This is a genomic window from Paraburkholderia flava (assembly GCF_004359985.1).
Lineage (GTDB): Bacteria > Pseudomonadota > Gammaproteobacteria > Burkholderiales > Burkholderiaceae > Paraburkholderia > Paraburkholderia flava.
On sequence record NZ_SMRO01000002.1, the window covers coordinates 550,667 to 571,946 of the forward strand.

The following is a 21,280-nucleotide window of genomic DNA, read 5'->3' on the forward strand; positions in this document are numbered from 1 at the left end:
CCGTTTCATCATGGCCATCACCTACAAAACGCCCGCCGATATCGCGGGTCTGCGCATTGCCGGCCGCCTCGCCGCCGACGTGCTCGCGATGATCGGCGAGCACGTCCAGCCCGGCATCTCGACCGGCGAGCTGGACGCGATCTGCAACGACTTCATCGTCAACACGCAGAAGGCGATTCCCGCGAACGTGGGCTACATGGGCTTCCCGAAGACCGTCTGCATCTCGGTGAACCAGGTGGTGTGCCACGGCATTCCGAGCCGCAACGAAATCCTCAAGGACGGCGACATCGTCAACATCGACGTCGCGGTGATCCGCGACGGCTACTTCGGCGACACGAGCCGCATGTACTGCGTCGGCACGCCGAGCACGGTGGGACGCGAGCTGATCGACACGACCTACGAAGCGATGCTCGCCGGGATTCGCCAGGTGAAGCCGGACGCGACGCTCGGCGACGTCGGTCACGCGATCCAGCAGGTCGCGCAGCGCGCGGGTTTCTCGATCGTCCGCGACTACTGCGGACACGGCATCGGCAAGGTCTATCACGAAGAGCCGCAGGTGCTGCACTACGGTCAGCCGGGGCAGGGCGTGAAGCTGCGGCCGGGCATGGTCTTCACGATCGAGCCGATGGTCAACGCGGGCCGGGCCGGCACGATGGTGCTGCGCGACGGCTGGACCGTCGTGACGAAGGACCGCTCGTTGTCCGCGCAGTGGGAGCACATGCTCGCGGTCACCGACGACGGCTACGAACTGCTGACTCCCTGGCCCGACGGCACCGGATCCTACGCGTCACCCTGACGAAACACGCCACGCGCAGCGCGGGCACACGCCGTGCTGCGCCGCTCAGTGACCGGCCGTATATCGCGAAAATAAGGATTTGACTCGCGAAGCGGTTCGGTTAAAGCTATGCCATGCATCAAAAGAGGTTTCGTCTGCATGAGTCCGTCTCTGACCGTTCGCCGTATCGCTGCCGATCAAGGCGCAGTCCTGCGAGAACTCCGTACCGCGTCGTTGCGCGAGGCTCCCTATGCGTTCGGCGACACGCTGGAAGACGCTCTTTCCGCCGATGCCTCGTCGTTCGATGAAACCGCCGCCCGTCATGCGGCATCTCCCACCGAAGCCTCGTTCATCCTCTATACCGAAGGTCATCCGGCCGGCCTGATCGGCGCCTATTGCGACGGCTCGGCCGCGCGCCGCGCATTCGTCTGCGAATTGTGGGTCGCGCCTGCGGTGCGTCATCTGCGCGGCGGCGTGCTGCTCGTCGATACCGCGAGCGCCTGGCTCGCGAGCGGCGGCGCCGAAGAGATCTACGCGTGGATCGCCGACGCGAACCGCAACGCGATGCGCTTCTACGAAGCACTCAGCTTCGGTCCGACCGGCGAGCATCGCCGTATCGAACGTGCGCCGGAGCAGGGCGAGACGCTGCTTGTGCATCACGTCAGGCCGATGGCGTCTGCGTCGTCAGGCGCTTGAACGCTTCCTGTCGCGAGGCACTTCGCGCGCCGCATGGCCGTCAGTCGTTCGCCGATCGTATTTGCAGTGTGACCGTGCGGTTTCAAAAAAAATGGCCGCGCGCGTAGACGCCTGTAAAATACGCAAAATTTTTCGTCGAACGCTATGTCGCCCAAGAAATCGCCCTTTTTCGAACTACGCAGCGGCGCTGTCGACACGCTTCTGTTCGTCGTGAAGACCACCGACCTCGACGCGATGCGTGCCGAGCTGAATCGGCGCTTCGAGGCGACCCCCGAGTTTTTCGCGAATGACGTCGTGGCCATCGACGTCCGCCGTCTCGCCGCCGACGAGCGCGTGCCGCTCGCCGACGTCGCGCAGATGCTCGACAGCGTGCGGATGCGTCCGGTCGGTGTCGTCGCGTTGCCCGAGCAGCATCCGTGGGCGACGGAAGGCGGCCTGCCGCTGCTCGAAGCGCGCGACCGGCGCGGTGCCGGCAAGTCGGGCGCCGAAGAGGCTGCCGAATCTCACGCGCAATCGCACGTCGAACCGCACGCCGAAGCGCAGGGCGTTCTGGCGTTAGCCCCGACCGCGACCGCAAGCGCCCCCGACACTATCCCCGCCGAACCCGTTCCTCTGGGACCGTCGTCGCAGACGCTGGTCGTCGACAAGCCGTTGCGCTCCGGTCAGCGCATCTACGCAAAAGGCGATCTGGTCGTGCTCGGCATCGTGAGCTACGGCGCCGAGGTGATCGCGGAAGGCAACATCCATATCTACGCGCCGTTGCGCGGCCGGGCTCTGGCCGGCGTGCACGGCAATCACGACGCGCGGATCTTCTGCACGTGTCTCGAGCCGGAACTCATTTCGATCGCGGGCATCTACCGTACGACCGAAACGCCGTTGCCCCCGGACGTGCACGGCAAGGCGGTACAGATCTGGCTCGACGAAGAAAAACTGCTGATCGAGCCGTTGCGGCTCACCTGAAGAACACGCTGCGTGCCGGCGAACTGTCTAAAGCCAGCGCACATTTGAAGAATTGACGAACGCAAGGTAAGGCTAAATGGCAAAAATCATTGTGGTGACTTCGGGCAAGGGTGGCGTTGGCAAGACGACCACAAGCGCGAGTTTTGCATCGGGCCTCGCGTTGCGCGGTCACAAGACCGCCGTGATCGACTTCGACGTCGGCCTGCGCAACCTCGACCTCATCATGGGCTGCGAGCGCCGCGTCGTGTACGACCTGATCAACGTGATCCATGGCGAAGCGAACCTGAACCAGGCGCTGATCAAGGACAAGAAGTGCGAGAACCTGTTCGTGCTGCCCGCGTCGCAAACGCGCGATAAGGATGCACTGACGCAGGAAGGCGTCGAGAAGATCATTAATGATCTTCTTGCGATGGACTTCGAATACATCGTCTGCGATTCGCCGGCCGGCATCGAATCGGGCGCGCTGCTCGCGATGCATTACGCGGACGAAGCGCTGATCGTGACGAACCCGGAAGTGTCGTCGGTGCGCGACTCGGATCGCATTCTCGGCATTCTGTCGTCGAAGACGAAGCGCGCGATCGAAGGGAAGGAGCCGATCAAGGAGCATCTGCTGATCACCCGCTACAACCCGAAGCGCGTCAGCGAAGGCGAGATGCTGTCGCTCACCGACATCCAGGAAATCCTGCGCATCGAACTGATCGGCGTGGTGCCGGAATCGGAAGCGGTGCTGCATGCGTCGAACCAGGGCCTGCCCGCGGTGCACCTCGAAGGCACCGACGTCGCGGAAGCCTACAAGGACATCGTGTCGCGTTTCCTCGGCGAGGAAAAGTCGCTTCGTTTCACCGATTACCAGAAGCCGGGCCTGTTGCAGCGCCTCTTCGGCACCAAGTAAGGGGGCGCACCTCATGTCGATTCTTTCGTTTTTGCTGGGCGAGAAGAAGAAATCCGCGTCGGTAGCGAAGGAGCGCCTGCAGTTGATCATCGCGCACGAGCGCGGCGGCAACAAGGCGCCCGCCGATTATCTGCCGGCGTTGCAACGCGAACTCGTCGCGGTGATTTCGAAGTACGTGAAAATCTCCGACGACGATATCCGTGTGAGCCTCGAGCGTCAGGACGATCTCGAAGTGCTCGAGGTCAAGATCGAGATTCCGCAGGCCTGATCGCTTTTTGTTTTTTGCTGTCTGCTGTTGGTTGCCACGGGCGTCGTGTTTTCAAGCGCCGCGTTGTGCAGCGAATGGCAGGCAGCCTCTGCTTCCTTCGCTGCCTCGCTCCCCCCGCTCCCCCGTTTTAATGCTGCTTCGCGCGTCGCTCCATTACGCGTGAAATAAGCCGTTGCACTTCAGCCTGCGCCGTTACACGACGCATGTCGGCGCGTTTGTCCCCTCGCGCATTGAACGGATAACGCCGTCAACGGTGTCTTTTCCAGAGGGGAATCTGATGAACCAGTCTTTGCGTGCGCTGTTAGTGAGTGCGGTTTTTGTCGTCGCGGGTGTGGGTACGGTCGCGTCGTCGGCGATGGCTGCGGAAGTGATCGTCGTCGCGCCGTCCGCGCCGCCGCCGGTGCGTTACGAAGTGGTGCCCGCCGCGCGCGTCGGCTATGTGTGGGATCGCGGCCACTGGCGCTGGGATCGCGGTCACTACGTGTGGGACGCGGGTCACTGGCAGGCCGAACGGGTCGGCTATCACTGGGTGGCGGGGCACTGGGCCGCGCGTCCGGGCGGCTGGCGCTGGATCGGCGGGCATTGGGCCTGAGCGCGGATTGCTAGTCCACACGCTAACGAATCGATAACGACTCCGGCGGCCGCCGTCCAGCGCGCCGCCTTCCCAGGAGCATGCAATGAAAACAAGACTGCTCGCAGCCGCGCTGCTGGCGCTGACGCTCGCCGGTTGCATCGTGGTGCCGGCACGGCCCGCGTACTACCGTCCGGCGCCTGTCGTCATCTATTGACGCGGCGTGTCTTCGGACGCCGGCGCTTGCGGCTCGTCGTCGATCAATGCCTCGGGCACTTCGGGGACGGGCGCGGGCGCCGGTTGCGGCAACGGCGCGCGATAGCGCTCCGCCAGCGATTCATACAGCGGCGGCACGAACAGACGCGACACGCGGCTCGACACCAGCGCGGTTGCCATCAACGAGATCACGAGCGCGTGACCGTTGATCATCTCCATCACGATCACGAACGACGTGATCGGCGATTGCGTGACGGCCGCGAGATAGCCGACCATCGCGAGCGCGATCAGCATCTGCAACTGCATGCCGCTGAAGATCGTGTGCAGCAGATTGCCGAAGCCCGCGCCGATCGACAGCGACGGCGCGAAGATGCCGCCCGGAATGCCAGGCAAGTACGACCCCACCATCGAGATCATTTTCAGAAACGGATAGACGAGCGATAGCTGCTCTTTTCCGTCGAGCAGCCCGCGCGCTTCCGCGTAGCCGCTGCCGAACGTCGTACCGCCCGACACCAACCCGACCACCGCGATGATGAAGCCGCACAGCGCCGCGAACACGACCGGACGCTCGCTGTGCAGTTGCCGCAGCGGCGCGGGAATCCAGCGCGCGGTGTTCAGCAGCAGCCAGCCGAAGATGCCGCCCGCGATGCCGGTCACGACGGCCGTCAATACGACGGCGAGCGCCAGCAGCTTTGGAAAATGCGCACCGATCTCGATCGTGCCGAAGTACGTGTAGTTGCCGTTGAGCCCGAGTGCGATCACGCCCGCGATGATGATCGCGGTGATCAGCACGCCGCTGGCGCGTGCTTCGAAGCTGCGCGTCAGTTCTTCGATCGCGAACACGATGCCCGCGAGCGGCGTGTTGAACGCCGCCGAGAGACCCGCCGCCGCGCCCGCGAGCACGAGCTGCCGTTCGATCACCGCATTCGAGCGCGGATAGAAGCGGCGCAGGTTGAACATCAGCGCGGCGCCGACCTGCACGGTCGGTCCTTCGCGGCCGATCGTGAAGCCGCCGAGAATCGCGAGGAACGACACGGCGATCTTGCCCGCGAGAATCTTGAACGACAGCAGACGCGCGCCCGATTCGCCGGGCCTGGTCGCATGCAAGGTGGCGATGACTTGAGGAATGCCGCTGCCTTCTGAGCCGCGAAAGAAGCGTCGTGTGAGCCACACGGCAGAAGCGGCGACGGCCGGCGTCAGCAGCAGCGGCAGCCACGCGTAGCGATGCTGCAGCGACAGGAACGTGTTGTAGCCCCAGTCGATCAGGTTCGCGTACAGCACCGCGACGAGGCCGACGACGACCGCGCCGAGCCAGAACACACCGTACTGGCGCCACAGGCGCCGCACGCGCCGTACGACGCCGGAAGACAGGACAGGCAGGGCCGGGAACATGGCAGATCGGCGGATGTAAAGGGTCGAGTATAACGGCGCAGTCCGCGCACAAGGCCTGTGAAAGCGGGTTGAAATCGAGGAGCGGGCCGTCCGGCGTAACCTGTAGTAACGCGAATGCAGGCTTAGCGAGCGGTCCATTGTTGCTTATCCTGCGAACCGGATGCATCGTCGGCTAAAATTGCGGCTGCGACCGATTACGGTAATGGACACCATGAAGCGAATACTTATCGTCAAGGTCACCTCGATGGGCGACGTCATCCAGGCCCAACCGGTCGTGGAGGATCTGAAGCGCGCGTTTCCCGGCGTGAAGGTCGACTGGGCCGCCGACGAAGCGTTTGCGGAAATCGCCCGCTGGAACCCGCGCGTCGACCGGGTGCTGTGCGCGCCGTTGCGCGGCTTCAAGAAAGCGCGCAGCTGGGCCGCGTTCAAGGCGATCTGGGCATCGATTGCCGAACTGCGCGCCGAACGCTATGACGTCGTGCTCGACATTCACGGCGTCTACAAGAGCGCGATCATTTCGTTTCTCACGCGTTCGTCGCGGCGGCTCGGCTACCAGTCGCAGGATCTCGGCGAGCGCGGTGCGGCCTTCGCGTATACCGGCCGCTTCGCGCCGCGTGGCGAAGTCAATGCGTGGTACGGGATGCGCAAGGCCGCGAGCCAGGCGCTCGGTTATCCGCTTCAAGAGCCCGCCGTCTACAACCTCGAGATCCCCCGTCTGCCGGATGCGAATGCAGTAGTTGATCCGTCGCCGCTCGCGATCCTGTTCCATGGCGCGTCGAAAGACGACAAGAAGTGGCCTACGTCGCACTGGGTCGCGGTTGCGCAGAATCTGCTCGGTCGCGGCTATCGCGTCGCGTTGCCGTGGGGTTCGTCCGCGGAGCACAGCGAGGCTTCCGCGATCGTCGCGCAGGTGCCGTCCGCGACGCTGCTGCCGAAGATGACGTTGACCGGCATCGCGCGATTGATCCAGGACAGCACGCTGGTGGTCGGTGTCGATACCGGCTTCGTGCATCTCGCGCATGCGCTCGAGAAACGCACGGTGATGATCTTCATCACGACGTCGGCGGAACACTTCGGCAATCATGTGCCGTACCGTTCGGTGTCGGTCGGCGACGGTCATCGCGTGCCCGGCATCGACGAAACGCTGCAGGCCATCGATCACGTTCATACGGTGCCGCCGGTGTCGTCTCCGGCGTCATCGATCTCTACGTCGGCTGCCGCAGCCTGAGTTTCTTCGCGCGGCAGGCGCCGCGAACCTCGTCCGATTCATTACACGCTTGTTAAAACTGTCGCTGATCATCAGCGCGGACGTGGCGGAAGGCCGGTTCGATGCGTTTCGTGTAACACAGGCCGCTAGTTCGCTTACAAATTGCAACGTTCGCACGGCATCGCGTCGTGTTCAATCGGAAGTGTTCGAGATCGCGAGATCGATCGAATAACACTGACACGATTGGGAGAACGATGTGAAACGCTTGACGCTGACCTTGATTGCGGGCGCACTGCTGGGAGGGTGCGTGGTCGTACCGGCGCCGGGCTACTACGGTGGCGGCGGCTACTACCATCACGGTGGTGGGTACTACTATCGCTGATGGACGGAGCGTCGCGTGCGGTTGTACGTGACGCTGTCCGCCGGGCTCGCGGCAGGTTCGATGTGTGCGACGAACCGCGCTACGCGAGCATCATTTCGATTGCGACGACCGCGACGATCGCCGCGATATTCGCCGCAACCGCTTCGACGACGATGCCTTTCCATGTGGCCGGTTTGAAACGCGCGGCCAGAAGCAGCGAACCGATCAACGCGAGCGCGATGATCATCACGATGTCTGCATTGTCGATATGGATGCTCATGGGGTCTCCCGGCTTTGAGTGTCGACCTTCCTTCAGTATAGGCAGGTCAAAAAGCCGCGCAAGACCGGGAAAATCCGCAGAGTCGTGTGGTTCGCGATTCCTTCGTTGAGCTTTCTATCCGTGCGCCTCCACAGCGCCGCCGTTCATTCGCCGGCAGCGCTACAGAGTCGTCGCATCACATCAGGCTGGCATCGCGCGTTTCGCGCATCAGCAGTACGCCGATCAGACTGACGAACGCCGCTACCGAGATGTAGCCGCCGACCCACGTCAATCCGCCGTGCGCGGCGAGCAGTTGCGCGATGTACGGCGCGACCGAAGCGCCGAGAATGCCGCCGAGGTTGTACGAGACGCCTGCGCCCGTATAGCGCACGTTGGTCGGGAACAGTTCGGGCAGTAACGCGCCCATCGGCGCGAACGTGACGCCCATCAGGAACAGTTCGATCACGAGGAACAGCAGCACGAGCGGGATCGAGCCGCTGCCGAGCAGCGGCGCCATCGTGAAGCCCGACAGGATCGCCGCGACGATGCCGACGATCAGCACCGGCTTGCGGCCGAAGCGGTCGCTGGCCCATGCGGAGAGCGGGGTGGCGAGCGCCATGAACAGCACCGCGATGCACAGCAGCCCGAGGAAGGTCTGCCGCGGAATGTGCATCGTGCCGACGCCGTACGACAGCGAGAACGTCGTCGCGTTATAGAACAGCGTGTAGCAGACGACCATCGCGAGCGCGCCGAGCAGCGTGGGGCCCCAGTGCTGCGACAGCAGCGTCGCGATCGGTACGCGCACGCGTTCCTTGCGTTCGATCGCGGCCTTGAACGCAGGTGTCTCGGCGATTTTCAGGCGCACGTACAGGCCCAAAGCGACCAGCACCGCGCTGACGAGGAACGGCACGCGCCATCCCCAACTGCGGAACTGCTCGTCCGACAGCGTGAGCGCGAGTCCGAAGAACAATCCGTTCGACGCCAGAAAACCCACCGACGGTCCCAGTTGCGGAAACATCCCGAACCAGCCGCGTTTGCCGGGCGGCGCGTTCTCGGTGGCGAGCAGCGCGGCGCCGCCCCATTCGCCGCCCAGGCCGATCCCCTGACCGAAGCGCAACACGCACAGCAGGATCGGCGCGAGGCTGCCGATCGAATCGTAGCCGGGCACGAAGCCGATCAGCGTGGTCGACAGACCCATCACCAGCAGCGATGCAACGAGTGTCGACTTGCGGCCGATGCGGTCGCCGAAGTGGCCGAACAGGAACGAACCGATCGGCCGCGCGACGAACGCGATGCCGAACGTGACGAACGCGGACAGCGCCTGCGCGGTGGCCGATCCATGCGGGAAGAACACCGGCCCGATGACGAGCGCGGCGGCCGTTGCGTACACGTAGAAATCGTAGAACTCGATCGCGGTGCCGATGAAGCTCGCGAAGATGACCCGCGCCGCGCTGTTCTGCCCGGCCGTTTCGGGCTGGCCTGGCTGCGCGGTGGAAATCGGCGAAGTGGACATGCAAAGTCTCCAGTTGTCGTGACGCCGCCTCGTGCTTGCAATGGGCGGGGTCTTATGGTCGGCGGTATGGGTAAGGCACGAAGCGGACGTCGTGAGGTGCTTCGTGCGTTGTGTTGCCGTGCGCCCGACAGGTTACATCGGGCGGGCACGGTGCGCGACCTGTGGATCATCGGGTGCGATACGGGCCCGACGTCGGATGCTGCGGAAAAGTCCGGCGTGTGTGCGGATGGCGACGACACCGTTGTCGTGTGCACGGAGCGCGAAGTTGGCGCGCGCCGCGAACGATGCCGGCGGCCCGGCGAAGGATCGAAAAATTATAGCGAGCGACGATGCGGTGCAGCAAGCGCGGCTGTGTTCAGTCGATCGTGTCGGCCTGCGGCGATGCGAACGTGCGCAGCTGGAACTTGCCGTTGTCGTTGAAGAGCCAGTCTTCCATCAGTTCGATCTGGCCTCGGCCGTTCAGCAGTCGGGCGGGCGGCTGCGGTAACGGCGACGCGCGGCGCAGCGACGCGAGCGCGGTGCCTTCGGCTTCGTCGTCGCCGTTGGTCCGGTAGACGGAAGAAGCGACCACGCGGCCGTCGCGATCCACCGTGAACGCGACGACGACGAGCGAGCGCAGCATCGCCTGCGGCGTGCCGGCCAGAACATATGAGGGATTTCGATCGAGGATGCGCCGCGCGACTGCGCTGCGGTATTGATCGAGCGCGGCGCTATTGATAGCGGCCGGAGGGGTGATCAGCAGGGGGCGTTGCGGGGGGGTGATCGTGCAGGCGGTCAGCGTGGCTGCGACGATCGCGGCGGTCAGGGCGGCGATCCGGCGATGACCGCGATCGCTACCGCGCAAAGTGGCCGTCGCAGTGATCGACCCGCGAATGCGAACGACGACGGCAAAGAAAAAGCGCGTGGACATCGCGGCGACGCGTACGAGCTACGGTGCTTTGAATGCTAGTCGAAACACGCTGCTTTGGCACTGCGTTGAAATCCGGACTTCGTCTGCGGGTCATCGCCGCGCTGCTGGGGCGCGGCATGTGCGACGCGAGTGAGGACTTACTGGAGCGACATCTGCGTGCAGGGATCGGTCGGCAGCGTCGTGCAGGCGTACGAATACTGGCCGCTCTTCGCGATCAACTGCTTGCCTTCTTCGAGGCCGTCGCGGAATCCAGGCGAGCTTTCGTAGGCGATAAAGGTCGAGCAAACGACCGCGGACAGGACGACCAGCGAAAACGCGATCTTTTCGAGTAACTGATAACGGTGCGGCATGTGGATATCTTCCCTTGAGGGTCGATATGATACCTCGTTATCAGGGTTTATACCTAGGTAGTGGGCCGGATTATTGAGCCGTGGCGCGAATTTCTGCTGCGGCGCGGGATTGGCTGCTGCGCCCGGCTACGGTTGATGAGCAAAAAGTTTTCGGGAGCGGTGAGTCGCGACGCCATGCTTGCTCCGCACCGACGCACGTCAAACGCCCTAACGCCTGGCGCTTCGCTCTAGCTTCACGAAACCACCCAGCACTGCGCCGAGCACGGCCGCAACCAGCACAGGCAGCGCAGCCGCAGACCAGCCCATCGACGCCACGACCACACTCACGACAATCGGCCCGAGCACCTGGCCGAAATAATTCCCCTGCATCACGAGCCCGAGACCCAACGGCGTGAGCGCAGGCGCGGGCGATGCCAGCGGCGTGCACGTGAGGATCGCGGCCGGCAGCATCCCGCCGATCGCGGAAAACGCGAAGCACAGCAGAATCGCGACGCCGCCCGGCAGCGCGGACTGGAACACGCCCGCGCCGGCCAGGCCCATCGCGAGACTGGCGCCGGCCAGCAGCACGGCGGGTCGCATGCCGCGCGACAGCAACTGGCCGGCGGAAACATTGCCGACGATGTTGACCGCGACGATCGCCGCGCTGAGGGTGCCCGCGCTGCCGACTGTCATCCCCATCCGCTGGATCAGGAAGATTGGCAGGAAGGTCGTCAGCGCGGTGAACTGCAGTGTGTAGGTGGCGAATGCGAGTGCGAGCAGCACGGACGGCGCACTACGCAGCAGATCACGCAACGCGTTCAACATGCCCTGCGACGACGGTGCGCGTCGGAGCAACTGCGCTCGCGGAACGGTCAGCGGCAACAGCACCGCAGCGAGCAGCGACAGCGCCGCGCTGACGAGCCAGTTCGACCGCCAGCCGCCGAGCAACGGACCGGCCAGCAACGACACCGACATTCCGATCGCCATGAAGGTGCTCCAGATGCCGAACACGACGTTGTGCGTGCCGGGCCGGGCCACGCGATTGAGCACGGCGGGCGCCGCGACGACGACGATCAGGAAGCCGAGCCCTTCGACGAACCGGCTGCCGATCAGCCACGCGTAGTCATGCACCAGCGAGCCGGCCGCGCTCGCGGCGGCGATGACGACGAGCCCGAGTCCGAGCAGTCGACGGTCGCCCCATCGCTGGACGAGCACGCCGGCCGCGATGCCGCCGACCACGCCGACGAGCGGAAACGCCGACATCACCCAGCTCAGCGATGCAAGCGATCGGCCGAACTCGTGCTGCAACTGCGGCAGCGCGATCGATGCCTTGCCGACGTGAAGCGCGGCGGCAACGCCGGCAAACAGCACGTTTGCGATCGCCCACCAGGGTGTTTGCAGCGAGACGCGTGCAGTGCTCACAGCTCCTGCAGCGCGGGTATCGGGGATGTTCATCGCATTCTCCGGTGGTCGCGCGCAGCGAGGATCGAGATCGCGATCAGTCCCCCGATCATCCCGATGTGTTCTTCGGCGGTGTAGAGCGCGATCGTGTGACGCAGGCCGTCGAACATCCAGAAGCGATGGACGAGCGCGATGGTCAGCAGCGTGAACACGCCGAGCGCGCCCGCAGCGATCCAGGTCCAGCGTTGCGCGATGATCAGCGCGGAGGCGACGAGATGCAGCACGATGGTCAGTACGCAGTAGACGACGCCCGGTGCGAACCCGAGGTGCTCCATCTCCGCGACGCCGCCGGCAAAATCGAACGCCTTCGTGAGACCGTTGATCCAGAACGGAGCGGTCAGCAGGATGCGTGCGAGCAGCGCGGTCGAGGGCGCGCAGAGCAACGTCGAGATCGTGTCGCGGTTCATGGGTTCCTTTGCAATGGGCGTTTCGTCGAGCGGCAGGGGAGGGATGGACTCGATGGGGTCCAGCTCGTCATCGGTCTCGTAGCGCCAGTGGTGTGGCTGGCGTTGCGGGTGCAGGTGCGGGCGATGGCCATCCACCCGCGAGCGCCTTGTACAACGCGACCGCTGTCCCCGCGCTGCGCGTGCGGCTATCGGCCGCGGCATCCTGGGCCTGCAATGCGGTTCGTTGTGCATCGAGCACCTCGTAGTAATCGATTGCTCCCGCCTGAAAACGGACGAACGCGAGTTGCGCGGCCTGCGTGCTGTCGCTCGCCGCGCGATCGAGATGTGCGGCTTCGTCGCGTGTACGGCTGTAGCGGATCAACGCGTTCTCGGTGTCTTCGAGTGCGAGCAGCACGGTTTGCTGATACTGCGCGAGGAGGCCGGCCGCATCGGCCCGGCTCGCCGCGATGCGCGAACGCACGCGGCCCACGTCGAGAAACGACCAGTCGACGCCCAGCAATACCTGGTTCGTCGCACTGCCCGCCGCGAACGGACCGTACTGGAACGCGAGACTGCCGAGCATGCCGGACAGACTCAGGCGCGGGAACAGATCGGCTGTGGCTACACCGACGCGCGCGGTGGCCGCGTGCAACCGCTCTTCGGCGGCCGCGACGTCGGGGCGGCGGCGCAGCACGTCGCCCGGCGTGCCGGGGTCGATGCCTTCGGGCGTTTGCGGCAACGGCACGGGCGCATCGAGTTCGGCGATCAGCGCTTCGGGCGGCTGTCCGGTGAGCACCGCGAGCCGATGCTCGTCGACGGCGATGCCGGCCTCGTAGACCGAGATGCGCGACGACGTCGATTCGAACTGCGCGCGGGCGCGGGCTACATCGAGATCGGTGCCGCGTCCGGCGGCGAGGCGCGCTTCGATCAGATCGAGCGTCTTCCGCTGATTGACCGCGTTGTCGCGCGCGATTCGCAGACGTTCCTGCTGGCCGCGCAGATCGATGTACGCAGCGGCGACGTCGCCGGCAATCGCGACGCGGACCGCGCGGATATCGGCGGCACTCGCTGCTGTTTCCGAACGTTGCGCCTCGACGTTGCGACGTACGCGGCCGAACAGGTCCAGTTCCCAGCTCGCGTTGATGCTGGTCCCCGACAACGGCGTATCGCGTTGATCGCGCGGTGCGCCGAATGCCTGATCCTTGCTCGTCAGTTGATGGCCGATCTGCGCGCTCGCGGTGACGGTCGGGTAGAGATCGAAGCGTGCGTTGCGCAGCATCGCGTTCGACGAGTCGTAGCGGGAGACTGCGAGTTTTAGATCGTTGTTCGCGTCGAGGGCGCGGTCGATCAGCGCGCTAAGCTGCGGGTCGCCGAAGCTGCGCCAGAAGGTTTCGTCGGATGCGGTTTGCGATGCGGTTGCAGTGCCGTTGCCTGTTGACGTTTGCGATGTAGTTGCGTTACCGCTGCCGGCCAGCGTTTGCGACGCGGTTGCGGTGCCGTCGCTGCCCGACATTGGCGATGCGGTTTCGGTATCGTCGCTGCGCACGGTTTGCGCGGAGGCAACCGATGCGCGCGCAAAACGATCCGGCGCCACCGACGCCGGCTGTTTAAAGTCAGGCCCAACCGCGCACGCGCTCAGAATCAAAGTGAGCGTCAGCGCGGACAAACGTGCCGGTGCGTTCATGAACGATCCCCTTGCAGCGTACTGTGCTGCTCCTTCCACACAGTCGGATTCCCACGAGCCAGTTTGCGGATCGTCACGTAGAACACCGGCGTGAGGAACAGACCGAACAGCGTGACACCGAGCATCCCCGAGAACACGGTGATGCCGGTGGCCGCACGCACTTCGCTGCCGGCACCGCTGCCGGTCAGCAGCGGCACCGACCCGGCGATAAACGCGACCGACGTCATCACGATCGGACGCAGCCGCAGACGGCACGCTTCAAGCGCGGCCTCGACCGTACCCATTCCCTGGATTTCGAGCTCACGTGCAAACTCGACGATCAGAATCGCGTTCTTGCACGCGAGCCCCATCAGCACGACGAGTCCGATCTGCACGAACACGTTGTTGTCGCCGCCGCTCAGCCACACGCCGAACAGCGCCGCGCACATGCACACCGGCACGATCAGGATCACGGCGAGGGGCAGTGTCCAGCTCTCGTAGAGCGCAGCGAGCACGAGGAACGCGAGCATCACCGCGAGCGGGAACACGAGCAATGCAGCGTTGCTCTGCGTGACCTGCTGGTAGCTCAGGTCGGTCCATTCGAGCGTGATGCCCGGCGGCAGCACGTCCTTCGCGATCTGCGTGAGCTTCGCGATGACCTGGCCCGACGACAGCATCTTCGGATCGGATTCGCCGATCAGATCGGCAGCGGGGTAGCCGTTGTAGCGCACCACGGGATCGGGGCCGTAGCTCGGCGCAACCGACACCATCGAGCCGATCGGCACCATCTCGCCGTTCGCGTTGCGGGTGCGCAGATTGCCGATGTCGGCGGCCGTCTGCCGATGCGAAGCGTCGGCCTGCGCCATCACGCGGTACACGCGGCCGAACAGGTTGAAGTCGTTCACGTACACCGAACCCAGATAGACCTGCAGCGTGCTGAACAGATCGGTGAGCGCGACGCCTTGCGCCTTCGCTTTCACGCGATCGACCTTGACCTCGAGCTGCGGAATGTTCGCCTGATACGAACTCACCGGATAGCGCATCCCCGGCGTCTTCGCGACGGCGGCCTGGAACGCGCCGAGCGCATTCTGCAACGCGCCGTAGCCGAGGCCCGCGCGGTCCTCCAGATACAGCGAATAACCGGAGCCGTTGCCAAGCCCCTGGATCGGCGGTGGCATCAGCGCGAACGCGAAGCCGTCGGTGATCTGCGCGAAGCGCGCGTTGAGTTCCGCGTTGATCTGCGCGGCGCTGCGATGGCGCTCATCGAACGGCTTGAGGATGATGTACGAGTTCGTGATGTTCGGCGTGTTCACCACCTGCAACGCGTTGAGACCGGCATACGCAGGAACCACCGACACGCCGTCGACACCGCGTGCGATCTGCACCATCTGCCGCGTCACCGCATCGGTGCGCGTGAGCGATGCGCCTTCAGGCAGCTTCGCGCCGGCGAACAGATACAGCTTGTCCTGCGTCGGGATGAAGCCGCCCGGCACCGTATGGAACAGCAGTGCGGTCGCGCCGAGCAGCACCGCGTAGACGCCGAAGATCACGCCGCGTCGACTGAGCGAACGCGACACCGCGCCGTGATAACCGTCCGAGCTGCGCTGGAAAAATCGATTGAATGGACCGAACAGCCAGCCGAACAAACGATCGATGATACGTGTGGGCCGGTCTTTCGGTGCGTCGTGCGGCCTCAGCAGTTTTGCTGCGAGCGCGGGCGACAGCGTCAGCGAATTGACTGCCGAGATCACCGTCGAGATCGCGATCGTCACCGCGAACTGCTTGTAGAACTGGCCGGTCACGCCAGTGAGGAACGCCATCGGTACGAACACCGCGCACAGCACCAGCGCGATCGCCATGATCGGGCCGGACACTTCACGCATCGCCTGATGCGCGGCGTCGCGTGGACTCAGACCCTGGCTGATGTTGCGCTCGACGTTCTCGACGACGACGATCGCATCGTCCACCACGATGCCGATCGCGAGCACGAGACCGAACAGCGTCAGCGTGTTGATCGAATAACCGAGGATGTACAGCCACGCGAACGTGCCGACGACCGACACCGGCACCGCGACAAGCGGAATGATCGACGCGCGCCAGGTTTGCAGAAACAGGATCACGACGAGCACGACCAGCACCACCGCTTCGATCAGTGTGTGCTGAACCGCGCGTATCGACTCGCGCACGAACACGGTCGGGTCCCACACGGGGCGATACGCAAGACCCGGTGGAAAGCGCGTGGAGAGTTCGTGCAGCTTCGTGTACACCGCGTTCGCGACTGCCAATGAGTTGGCACCCGGCGACAGGAAGATGCCGGCTGTCGCCTGGTTCTGTGCATCGTAGAGTGCGTGCAGCGTGTAGTCGCCGGAACCAAGTTCGACGCGCGCGACGTCGGAGAGTTTGACCACCTGACCGTCCGCGCCGCTCTTGATCACGATGTCGCCGAATTCCTGCACGGTGCGCAAACGGCCGCGCACGCTGATCGACACGAGGAAGTCGGTCGTGTTCGGCGATGGTTCCGCGCCGAGCTGTCCCGCCGACACCTGCACGTTCTGTTCGCGTACCGCGTTGATCACGTCGCTTGCGGTGAGTCCGCGCGACGCGAGCCGGTTGGGATCCAGCCAGATCCGCATCGCGTAGTCGCCGGACCCGTACAGCCCGACGTCGCCGATGCCGGGGATGCGCGACAGTTCGTCCTTCACATGCAGCGTCAGGTAATTGCGCAGGTACAGCGAATCGCGGCTGTTGTCCGGCGAATAGAGGCTCACGTACATCAATGGAGTGGGCGACTGCTTCTGCGTGGTGACGCCGTACTGACGCACTTCGTCGGGCAGGCGCGACTGCGCCTGCGCCACGCGGTTCTGTACGCGCACGGCGGCCGTGTCGGGATCGACGCCGGGCAGGAAGGTGACCACGACTTGCAGACTACCGTCCGAGCCGGCCACCGATTTCATGTACATGATCCCTTCGACGCCGTTGATCGCTTCCTCGAGCGGCTCGGCGACCGACTCCGCGATGTCCTTCGGATTGGCGCCCGGATAGGTCGCGCGCACGACGACGCTCGGCGGAACGACCTCGGGATATTCGCCGGCGGGCAGCATCGGAATCGCGATCAGGCCGGCCGCGAAAATGACGATCGACAGCACGACCGCGAAGATCGGCCGGTCGATGAAGAATCTGGAAAAATCCATGAGAGCTCGCGGGTTACTGCGCCGTTGCCGGCGGGGTCGTGATCGGGTCTGACGCAGCGGAGCGTGCGGACTCGACGGCGATCGTTTTCGGCTTGATCGGCGCGCCGGGGTAGAAGATGCGCTGCACGCCTTCGACGACGACGGTGTCGCCGGACTTCAGCCCTGATTCGATGATCCGTTGATTCCCCATCGCACGGCCGATCGTGACGTCGCGACGCATCGCTCGGTCGCCTGGGCCGACCACGTACACGTATTTCTTGTCCTGGTCGGTGAGCACCGCGCGGTCGTCGACGAGCAGCACGTTTTCGTCGTGCGCGCCGAACAGCTGCACGCGCGCGTAGAGACCGGGGATGAACGAGCGATCGGCATTCGGTAACCGGACGCGCGCGCGGATCGTGCCCGTCGCTGAGTCGAGCCGGTTGTCGAGGAAATCGACCGTGCCGGTGTGCGGGAAACCGCTTTCGTTCGCGAGGCCGATACGCACCTGGTTGGCCGCGATCGCGTCGTGCTCGCCGTGCGTGCGCTGCGCGTTGTAGCGCAGATAGCTTTGTTCGTCGCAGTCGAAATAGACGTAGACGGGGTCTTGCGAAACGATCGTCGTCAGCAGCGTCTGGTCGGCGCTCGCGAGATTACCGACGGTCGCGAGCGCGCGGCCCGCGCGTCCGGCGATCGGCGCGCGCACCTCGGTAAAGCTCAGATCGAGCTTCGCGGCATCGACGGCGGCTTCAGCCGCATGCAGGTCCGCCGTGCTTTGCGCGTAGGTCGCGCGGCTCGTGTCGAGCTCTTCCTGCGACACCGCATGCACGCCGATCAGCGATTGCGCTCGCGCGAGCTGTGTCTGCGCGAGCGACTGCGCGGCGCGTGCGCGGGCGAACTGCGCGTCGGCTTTCTCCAGCGCGATTCGATAGGGACGCTGATCGATGACGAACAGCACCGCGCCCTGCGCGACCGGATCGCCTTCCTTGTACGCGACGCGTTGCAGGTAGCCGCTGACGCGCGGACGCAGATCGACCGCATCGACTGCATTGACGCGCCCGTTGAATTCGTCCGCCAGGTGAACGGCACGCGTCGTTACCTTGACGACGCCGACCTCGGGTGGGGCGGACGCGGCATTGTCGTCTTGTCCGCGATGGCAGCCGGACAGCGTGAGGAGCACGAGGAGTACGGCGGCGACGGTGCCAGGCCACGTGCCGACAGGGGGAGAAGGGTGCATTTGACATCGCTCTGAATTAGACTGGGCGAAGTCTACAAATTGAAGTTAACTTGAAGTAAAGCTATTTGAGGTGAAACGATGCGTTCCACTGGTGAAGCTAATGACCCGCTGATTCCGATCAGCGAAATCTCCGCGCGCAGCGGCGTGGCGGCGTCGGCGTTGCGTTTCTACGAGGCGCGCGGATTGATCGTCGCGTACCGGAGCGGCTCGAGCCACCGGTACTACCCGCGCTCGAGCTTGCGACGGCTGGCGTTCATCGTGTTCGCTCAGCGGATCGGCTATTCGCTCGACGAGATCGCGGAGCAACTGGCCAGCCTGCCGACCGACACGCTGCCGACCAACAAGGACTGGCTGAGGCTGTCACGCGGATGGAAGGCGCGGGTGACGCAGAAGATCGAAGAACTGCAGCGGCTGGACATGGACCTCGATCACTGCATCGGATGCGGGTGTCTGTCGTTGAAGCGCTGCAAGCTGACTAATCCTGAGGATCGGTCGGGGAAGGCGGGGCCGGGGGCGCGGAGGTGGTTGGGGGATCCGCCGCCGGTTTGAGGGGCGGTGTGTGTCGAGTCTGCTTGTCTGTCATCAGCTATTGCTGACCAGTCGAACCGTGATTCCGGGTTACGGCTTCGATGCGACGAAGACCAGATTCCACGGTCCGATAATGCCGTGTTCCGGCATATGCAGTTGATAGACCGCGGGCTTGAATCCGATCTTGGCCAGCTCTACAAGCATTTCGAGCGAAGGAAACGTCCAAACCAGTACACCGGCATTCGGGTTGACTGGATCGCCGTGGTAGATCTTGTCTGCGAGATACGTGACTTCGCCGTTTGCTTCGGTGGCGCGCACGTTGTCCAACTCCGCGTTCACCAGGAACGGAACCGTAAAGATGTGGTGCCCACCATGTTTCAGAACCCGGTAGACCTCTCTGTGCGCTTCATACGGATGAGGGATGTGCTCGAACACGTCGCTCGATAGAACGATGTCCATCGAGTCGTTGCCGAATGACAGGTGTTGCAAGTCTTCGTGATGAGTGTCGCCGTGGTATGGACCCGATGGCAATCCCGGCCCGAAGTACTCGGAGCATACATAGCCAGGCAGGGGGCTTAATAGATTGTGGACCGCTCGCGTCGACTCGGTGTTATAGAGCGAAAAACCCTCGGGAAATTGAAGTGGCCCAGTACTGGTCTGGCCGCACAAATACCGAAGAACCGCCAGGACTTGCCGCTGTCGGTTAAAGGACCCGCACGTCGTGCAAAATCCAGACTCTCGCTCGGCATCGTGGCGGAAGTCGACAAACGTAATAGTTGTTCCGCATACGTTGCAGACACCGTGGAGACTTCCATTCTCCGTTTCGTGAATGTCACTGGGCGTTGCTGAAAACGGATACAGCGGACGAATTCCGAGTTGTGCCAACACGCCTCGATCAAGATTCATTCGCTCACCCGGGTTCACGATTCGTCACGCGCAAAATCTTACACGATGTTTATTCAGTCATAAGTAAGTGATTCCCCGGAAAGATGAGGGTAACCATGGTGATCGATTGTCCTCTCCGGTCATGCATGCTCCATGCGTTGCTCCACCTCACGTAAAATGGTTTTTTCAAAATTACAAGGTTCTACAAAGTGTGACGCGAGCTTGATTGGATTCAAGCGCTACGAGGCATCGCAGCATTGCTGGTCTTCATCTGTCACGCGCGGATCGTGTTACGCGGCACACCCTGGGAGTCGATTTCCGAGCATTGGATGACGCCAGGCGCCCTCGGTGTCGATCTGTTCTTCATGATCAGGTTTCATCATGGTCTATACGACTACCGCCTGCGACGGATCGATTCGCTATACGGCGTCGTTTCTGATCAAGCGTTTTGCGAGAGTCTGGCCGGTGTACGTGGTTGCTGTGCTGGCAGATCTGCTGCTTGCTCGCATGCATCTGATATCTACGGCAAAGGTGTTCCCGCCGCTACTTGCCATTTTGAAGAGTCTCGTTTTCATCCCAATCGATGCGAGTAAGGCCCCGTTCTTCGATACACCTTACGATGTTGGCTGGACGCTTAATTTCGAGTTGTACTTCTATCTCGTCTTTGGGTTATCGATGCTTTTCGGGCGTCACCGATGGAAGGCGCTCTCGACGTGGTTTGTCTTCACGCTCGTCGCGATCCCGCTGATCGCGTCGGGGCACGTCGGCCTCGACGTCCGGCAGAATTATGGGATAACACACGCGTACATCGCCCTCATTTCAAACCCGATTGTCTGGGAGTTTGCAGTTGGCGTCGTGATTGCTCGCCTGTATCTTGGATCGATGTATCTGCCGCGTCATCCCGTCACCTATGTGCTGATCGTTTCCACGATTGTCTTCGCTGCCTGGTACGACTTCACGTGGCACGGAACGTTTAACGGACTGGATCAATGGGGCGCGCCTCTTCCGCTCGCGCTGCTCGTGCTGGCTCTGGCGAGCAAGAGGGTGCACTTTCAGGTACCTGCGGTGCTCGTATGGTTGGGCGGTATCTCGTATTCACTGTACCTTTTCCACCCCTTGGCAAGCGAGGGGCTGCAGAGCTTGATGAGTGCAGTGAGCCTTGGCCGGCTGATACCCACGTGGTGGTGTGCTGCTGCAGTGACGGTCTTCGCTATTGCCATCGCGAGTATCGCGAACGTGCTGCTTGAAGACGGTCTTTCAACCTGGGTTCGTCACAGGCTGTTCGCTTTCCTCGACTCCTTCGACCGGCGGGACTCCAGATCGGCAAATCGCAGCTAGCGGGGCGAGGCAATTCCTGCCTGTTAAAAAGCAGTGCCATGTCTGGAAGGATTGGGGGGCGTGAATTCGACCAGGTCTTTGCGCAGTGTGTCGGCCAGGCTGGGCGAAGCGAGCGGATTCCAGTTGAAGATCTTCTGGCGGAGGCGGTGAGATTCGAACTCACGGAAGGGTTGCCCCTTCGCCGGTTTTCAAGACCGGTGCATTCAACCGCTCTGCCACACCTCCGGGAGGCGGAATTGTACCCTGGAACATCGCCGCCGAGCGAC

At 63.5% G+C, this 21,280-nt stretch carries 21 protein-coding genes and 1 tRNA gene; 10 read left to right on the top strand and 12 right to left on the bottom strand.

All coding sequences use genetic code 11. The features are described 5' to 3' along the window. The first annotated feature begins 10 nt into the window (after positions 1-10). The 6 genes from map to E1748_RS13845 all read left to right on the top strand — a co-directional run bounded on the left by map (position 11) and on the right by E1748_RS13845 (position 4,183). Positions 11-796, top strand: a complete 786-nt coding sequence (map, locus tag E1748_RS13820; RefSeq protein WP_133647793.1) for a type I methionyl aminopeptidase — start codon at positions 11-13, stop codon at positions 794-796. A gap of 138 nt (positions 797-934) precedes the next feature. Beyond that, a complete protein-coding gene (locus tag E1748_RS13825; RefSeq protein ID WP_133647794.1) occupies positions 935-1,471 on the top strand; it encodes a GNAT family N-acetyltransferase in 537 nt (178 codons plus the stop codon). Between the two features lie 144 nt (positions 1,472-1,615). Further along, positions 1,616-2,431 (top strand): septum site-determining protein MinC, encoded by an 816-nt coding sequence (minC, locus tag E1748_RS13830; protein WP_133647795.1) that lies wholly within the window; start codon positions 1,616-1,618, stop codon positions 2,429-2,431. 76 nt (positions 2,432-2,507) lie between these two features. Then, positions 2,508-3,323, top strand: a complete 816-nt coding sequence (minD, locus tag E1748_RS13835) for a septum site-determining protein MinD (RefSeq protein WP_133647796.1) — start codon at positions 2,508-2,510, stop codon at positions 3,321-3,323. Between the two features lie 13 nt (positions 3,324-3,336). Then, positions 3,337-3,591, top strand: a complete 255-nt coding sequence (minE, locus tag E1748_RS13840) for a cell division topological specificity factor MinE (protein ID WP_133647797.1) — start codon at positions 3,337-3,339, stop codon at positions 3,589-3,591. Between the two features lie 277 nt (positions 3,592-3,868). Beyond that, on the top strand, positions 3,869-4,183 hold the full coding sequence (locus E1748_RS13845) for a YXWGXW repeat-containing protein (RefSeq protein ID WP_133647798.1): 315 nt from the start codon (positions 3,869-3,871) through the stop codon (positions 4,181-4,183). 189 nt (positions 4,184-4,372) lie between these two features. On the opposite strand, the gene E1748_RS13850 is transcribed toward E1748_RS13845, so the two are convergent. Beyond that, entirely contained in the window at positions 4,373-5,770 is a 1,398-nt protein-coding gene (locus E1748_RS13850; protein ID WP_133647799.1) for a chloride channel protein, read from the bottom strand. A gap of 211 nt (positions 5,771-5,981) precedes the next feature. Between E1748_RS13850 and waaC the strand changes: the two genes are divergently transcribed. Both waaC and E1748_RS31915 read left to right on the top strand, forming a co-directional pair. Beyond that, positions 5,982-6,998 (top strand): lipopolysaccharide heptosyltransferase I, encoded by a 1,017-nt coding sequence (gene waaC, locus E1748_RS13855; protein ID WP_133647800.1) that lies wholly within the window; start codon positions 5,982-5,984, stop codon positions 6,996-6,998. A gap of 235 nt (positions 6,999-7,233) precedes the next feature. Further along, complete coding sequence (locus E1748_RS31915) at positions 7,234-7,359, top strand: hypothetical protein (RefSeq protein ID WP_276324106.1); 126 nt, start codon at positions 7,234-7,236, stop codon at positions 7,357-7,359. 79 nt (positions 7,360-7,438) lie between these two features. Here E1748_RS31915 and E1748_RS13860 read toward each other — a convergent pair whose 3' ends face one another. The 9 genes from E1748_RS13860 to E1748_RS13900 form a co-directional block, all read right to left on the bottom strand. Then, positions 7,439-7,618 carry a hypothetical protein gene (locus E1748_RS13860; RefSeq protein ID WP_133647801.1) on the bottom strand — a complete coding sequence of 60 codons (180 nt, stop codon included), beginning with the start codon at positions 7,616-7,618 and terminating at the stop codon, positions 7,439-7,441. Positions 7,619-7,793: 175 nt separating this feature from the next. Beyond that, positions 7,794-9,110 carry an MFS transporter gene (locus E1748_RS13865; protein ID WP_133647802.1) on the bottom strand — a complete coding sequence of 439 codons (1,317 nt, stop codon included), beginning with the start codon at positions 9,108-9,110 and terminating at the stop codon, positions 7,794-7,796. A gap of 355 nt (positions 9,111-9,465) precedes the next feature. Beyond that, entirely contained in the window at positions 9,466-10,020 is a 555-nt protein-coding gene (locus tag E1748_RS13870; RefSeq protein ID WP_133647803.1) for an energy transducer TonB family protein, read from the bottom strand. A 137-nt stretch (positions 10,021-10,157) separates the two neighbouring features. After that, a complete protein-coding gene (locus E1748_RS13875; protein WP_133647804.1) occupies positions 10,158-10,370 on the bottom strand; it encodes a hypothetical protein in 213 nt (70 codons plus the stop codon). A 207-nt stretch (positions 10,371-10,577) separates the two neighbouring features. After that, positions 10,578-11,804 carry an MFS transporter gene (locus tag E1748_RS13880; RefSeq protein WP_133647805.1) on the bottom strand — a complete coding sequence of 409 codons (1,227 nt, stop codon included), beginning with the start codon at positions 11,802-11,804 and terminating at the stop codon, positions 10,578-10,580. Beyond that, entirely contained in the window at positions 11,801-12,217 is a 417-nt protein-coding gene (locus E1748_RS13885) for a DoxX family protein (RefSeq protein ID WP_133647806.1), read from the bottom strand. The genes E1748_RS13880 and E1748_RS13885 overlap by 4 nt, the downstream gene beginning before the upstream one ends. 67 nt (positions 12,218-12,284) lie before the next feature. Further along, positions 12,285-13,880, bottom strand: a complete 1,596-nt coding sequence (locus E1748_RS13890; RefSeq protein WP_133647807.1) for an efflux transporter outer membrane subunit — start codon at positions 13,878-13,880, stop codon at positions 12,285-12,287. Beyond that, positions 13,877-17,050: an efflux RND transporter permease subunit gene (locus E1748_RS13895; protein WP_133647808.1), complete on the bottom strand. Its 3,174-nt coding sequence runs from the start codon at positions 17,048-17,050 to the stop codon at positions 13,877-13,879. The genes E1748_RS13890 and E1748_RS13895 overlap by 4 nt, the downstream gene beginning before the upstream one ends. A gap of 13 nt (positions 17,051-17,063) precedes the next feature. Next, positions 17,064-18,263, bottom strand: coding sequence for an efflux RND transporter periplasmic adaptor subunit (locus tag E1748_RS13900; RefSeq protein ID WP_133647809.1), 1,200 nt, complete (start codon positions 18,261-18,263; stop codon positions 17,064-17,066). 78 nt (positions 18,264-18,341) lie between these two features. Here E1748_RS13900 and soxR point away from each other — a divergent pair, with 78 nt between their 5' ends. Next, positions 18,342-18,812: a redox-sensitive transcriptional activator SoxR gene (gene soxR / locus E1748_RS13905; protein WP_133647810.1), complete on the top strand. Its 471-nt coding sequence runs from the start codon at positions 18,342-18,344 to the stop codon at positions 18,810-18,812. A 69-nt stretch (positions 18,813-18,881) separates the two neighbouring features. Here soxR and E1748_RS31920 read toward each other — a convergent pair whose 3' ends face one another. Next, complete coding sequence (locus E1748_RS31920; RefSeq protein ID WP_133647811.1) at positions 18,882-19,697, bottom strand: class I SAM-dependent methyltransferase; 816 nt, start codon at positions 19,695-19,697, stop codon at positions 18,882-18,884. A gap of 360 nt (positions 19,698-20,057) precedes the next feature. Here E1748_RS31920 and E1748_RS13915 point away from each other — a divergent pair, with 360 nt between their 5' ends. Next, on the top strand, positions 20,058-21,014 hold the full coding sequence (locus E1748_RS13915) for an acyltransferase family protein (RefSeq protein WP_133647812.1): 957 nt from the start codon (positions 20,058-20,060) through the stop codon (positions 21,012-21,014). 135 nt (positions 21,015-21,149) lie between these two features. Here E1748_RS13915 and E1748_RS13920 read toward each other — a convergent pair. Further along, positions 21,150-21,239 (bottom strand) — tRNA-Ser (locus E1748_RS13920). Positions 21,240-21,280 lie beyond the last annotated feature (41 nt).

Bases quoted from the DNA above. Each gene is read 5' to 3' on its own strand.
- map (WP_133647793.1), top strand. From the start codon at position 11: ATGGCCATCACCTACAAAACGCCCGCCGATATCGCGGGTCTGCGCATT.
- E1748_RS13825 (WP_133647794.1), top strand. From the start codon at position 935: ATGAGTCCGTCTCTGACCGTTCGCCGTATCGCTGCCGATCAAGGCGCA.
- minC (WP_133647795.1), top strand. From the start codon at position 1,616: ATGTCGCCCAAGAAATCGCCCTTTTTCGAACTACGCAGCGGCGCTGTC.
- minD (WP_133647796.1), top strand. From the start codon at position 2,508: ATGGCAAAAATCATTGTGGTGACTTCGGGCAAGGGTGGCGTTGGCAAG.
- minE (WP_133647797.1), top strand. From the start codon at position 3,337: ATGTCGATTCTTTCGTTTTTGCTGGGCGAGAAGAAGAAATCCGCGTCG.
- E1748_RS13845 (WP_133647798.1), top strand. From the start codon at position 3,869: ATGAACCAGTCTTTGCGTGCGCTGTTAGTGAGTGCGGTTTTTGTCGTC.
- E1748_RS13850 (WP_133647799.1), bottom strand. From the start codon at position 5,770: ATGTTCCCGGCCCTGCCTGTCCTGTCTTCCGGCGTCGTACGGCGCGTG.
- waaC (WP_133647800.1), top strand. From the start codon at position 5,982: ATGAAGCGAATACTTATCGTCAAGGTCACCTCGATGGGCGACGTCATC.
- E1748_RS13860 (WP_133647801.1), bottom strand. From the start codon at position 7,618: ATGAGCATCCATATCGACAATGCAGACATCGTGATGATCATCGCGCTC.
- E1748_RS13865 (WP_133647802.1), bottom strand. From the start codon at position 9,110: ATGTCCACTTCGCCGATTTCCACCGCGCAGCCAGGCCAGCCCGAAACG.
- E1748_RS13870 (WP_133647803.1), bottom strand. From the start codon at position 10,020: ATGTCCACGCGCTTTTTCTTTGCCGTCGTCGTTCGCATTCGCGGGTCG.
- E1748_RS13875 (WP_133647804.1), bottom strand. From the start codon at position 10,370: ATGCCGCACCGTTATCAGTTACTCGAAAAGATCGCGTTTTCGCTGGTC.
- E1748_RS13880 (WP_133647805.1), bottom strand. From the start codon at position 11,804: ATGAACATCCCCGATACCCGCGCTGCAGGAGCTGTGAGCACTGCACGC.
- E1748_RS13885 (WP_133647806.1), bottom strand. From the start codon at position 12,217: ATGAACCGCGACACGATCTCGACGTTGCTCTGCGCGCCCTCGACCGCG.
- E1748_RS13890 (WP_133647807.1), bottom strand. From the start codon at position 13,880: ATGAACGCACCGGCACGTTTGTCCGCGCTGACGCTCACTTTGATTCTG.
- E1748_RS13895 (WP_133647808.1), bottom strand. From the start codon at position 17,050: ATGGATTTTTCCAGATTCTTCATCGACCGGCCGATCTTCGCGGTCGTG.
- E1748_RS13900 (WP_133647809.1), bottom strand. From the start codon at position 18,263: ATGCACCCTTCTCCCCCTGTCGGCACGTGGCCTGGCACCGTCGCCGCC.
- soxR (WP_133647810.1), top strand. From the start codon at position 18,342: ATGCGTTCCACTGGTGAAGCTAATGACCCGCTGATTCCGATCAGCGAA.
- E1748_RS31920 (WP_133647811.1), bottom strand. From the start codon at position 19,697: ATGAATCTTGATCGAGGCGTGTTGGCACAACTCGGAATTCGTCCGCTG.
- E1748_RS13915 (WP_133647812.1), top strand. From the start codon at position 20,058: ATGGTCTATACGACTACCGCCTGCGACGGATCGATTCGCTATACGGCG.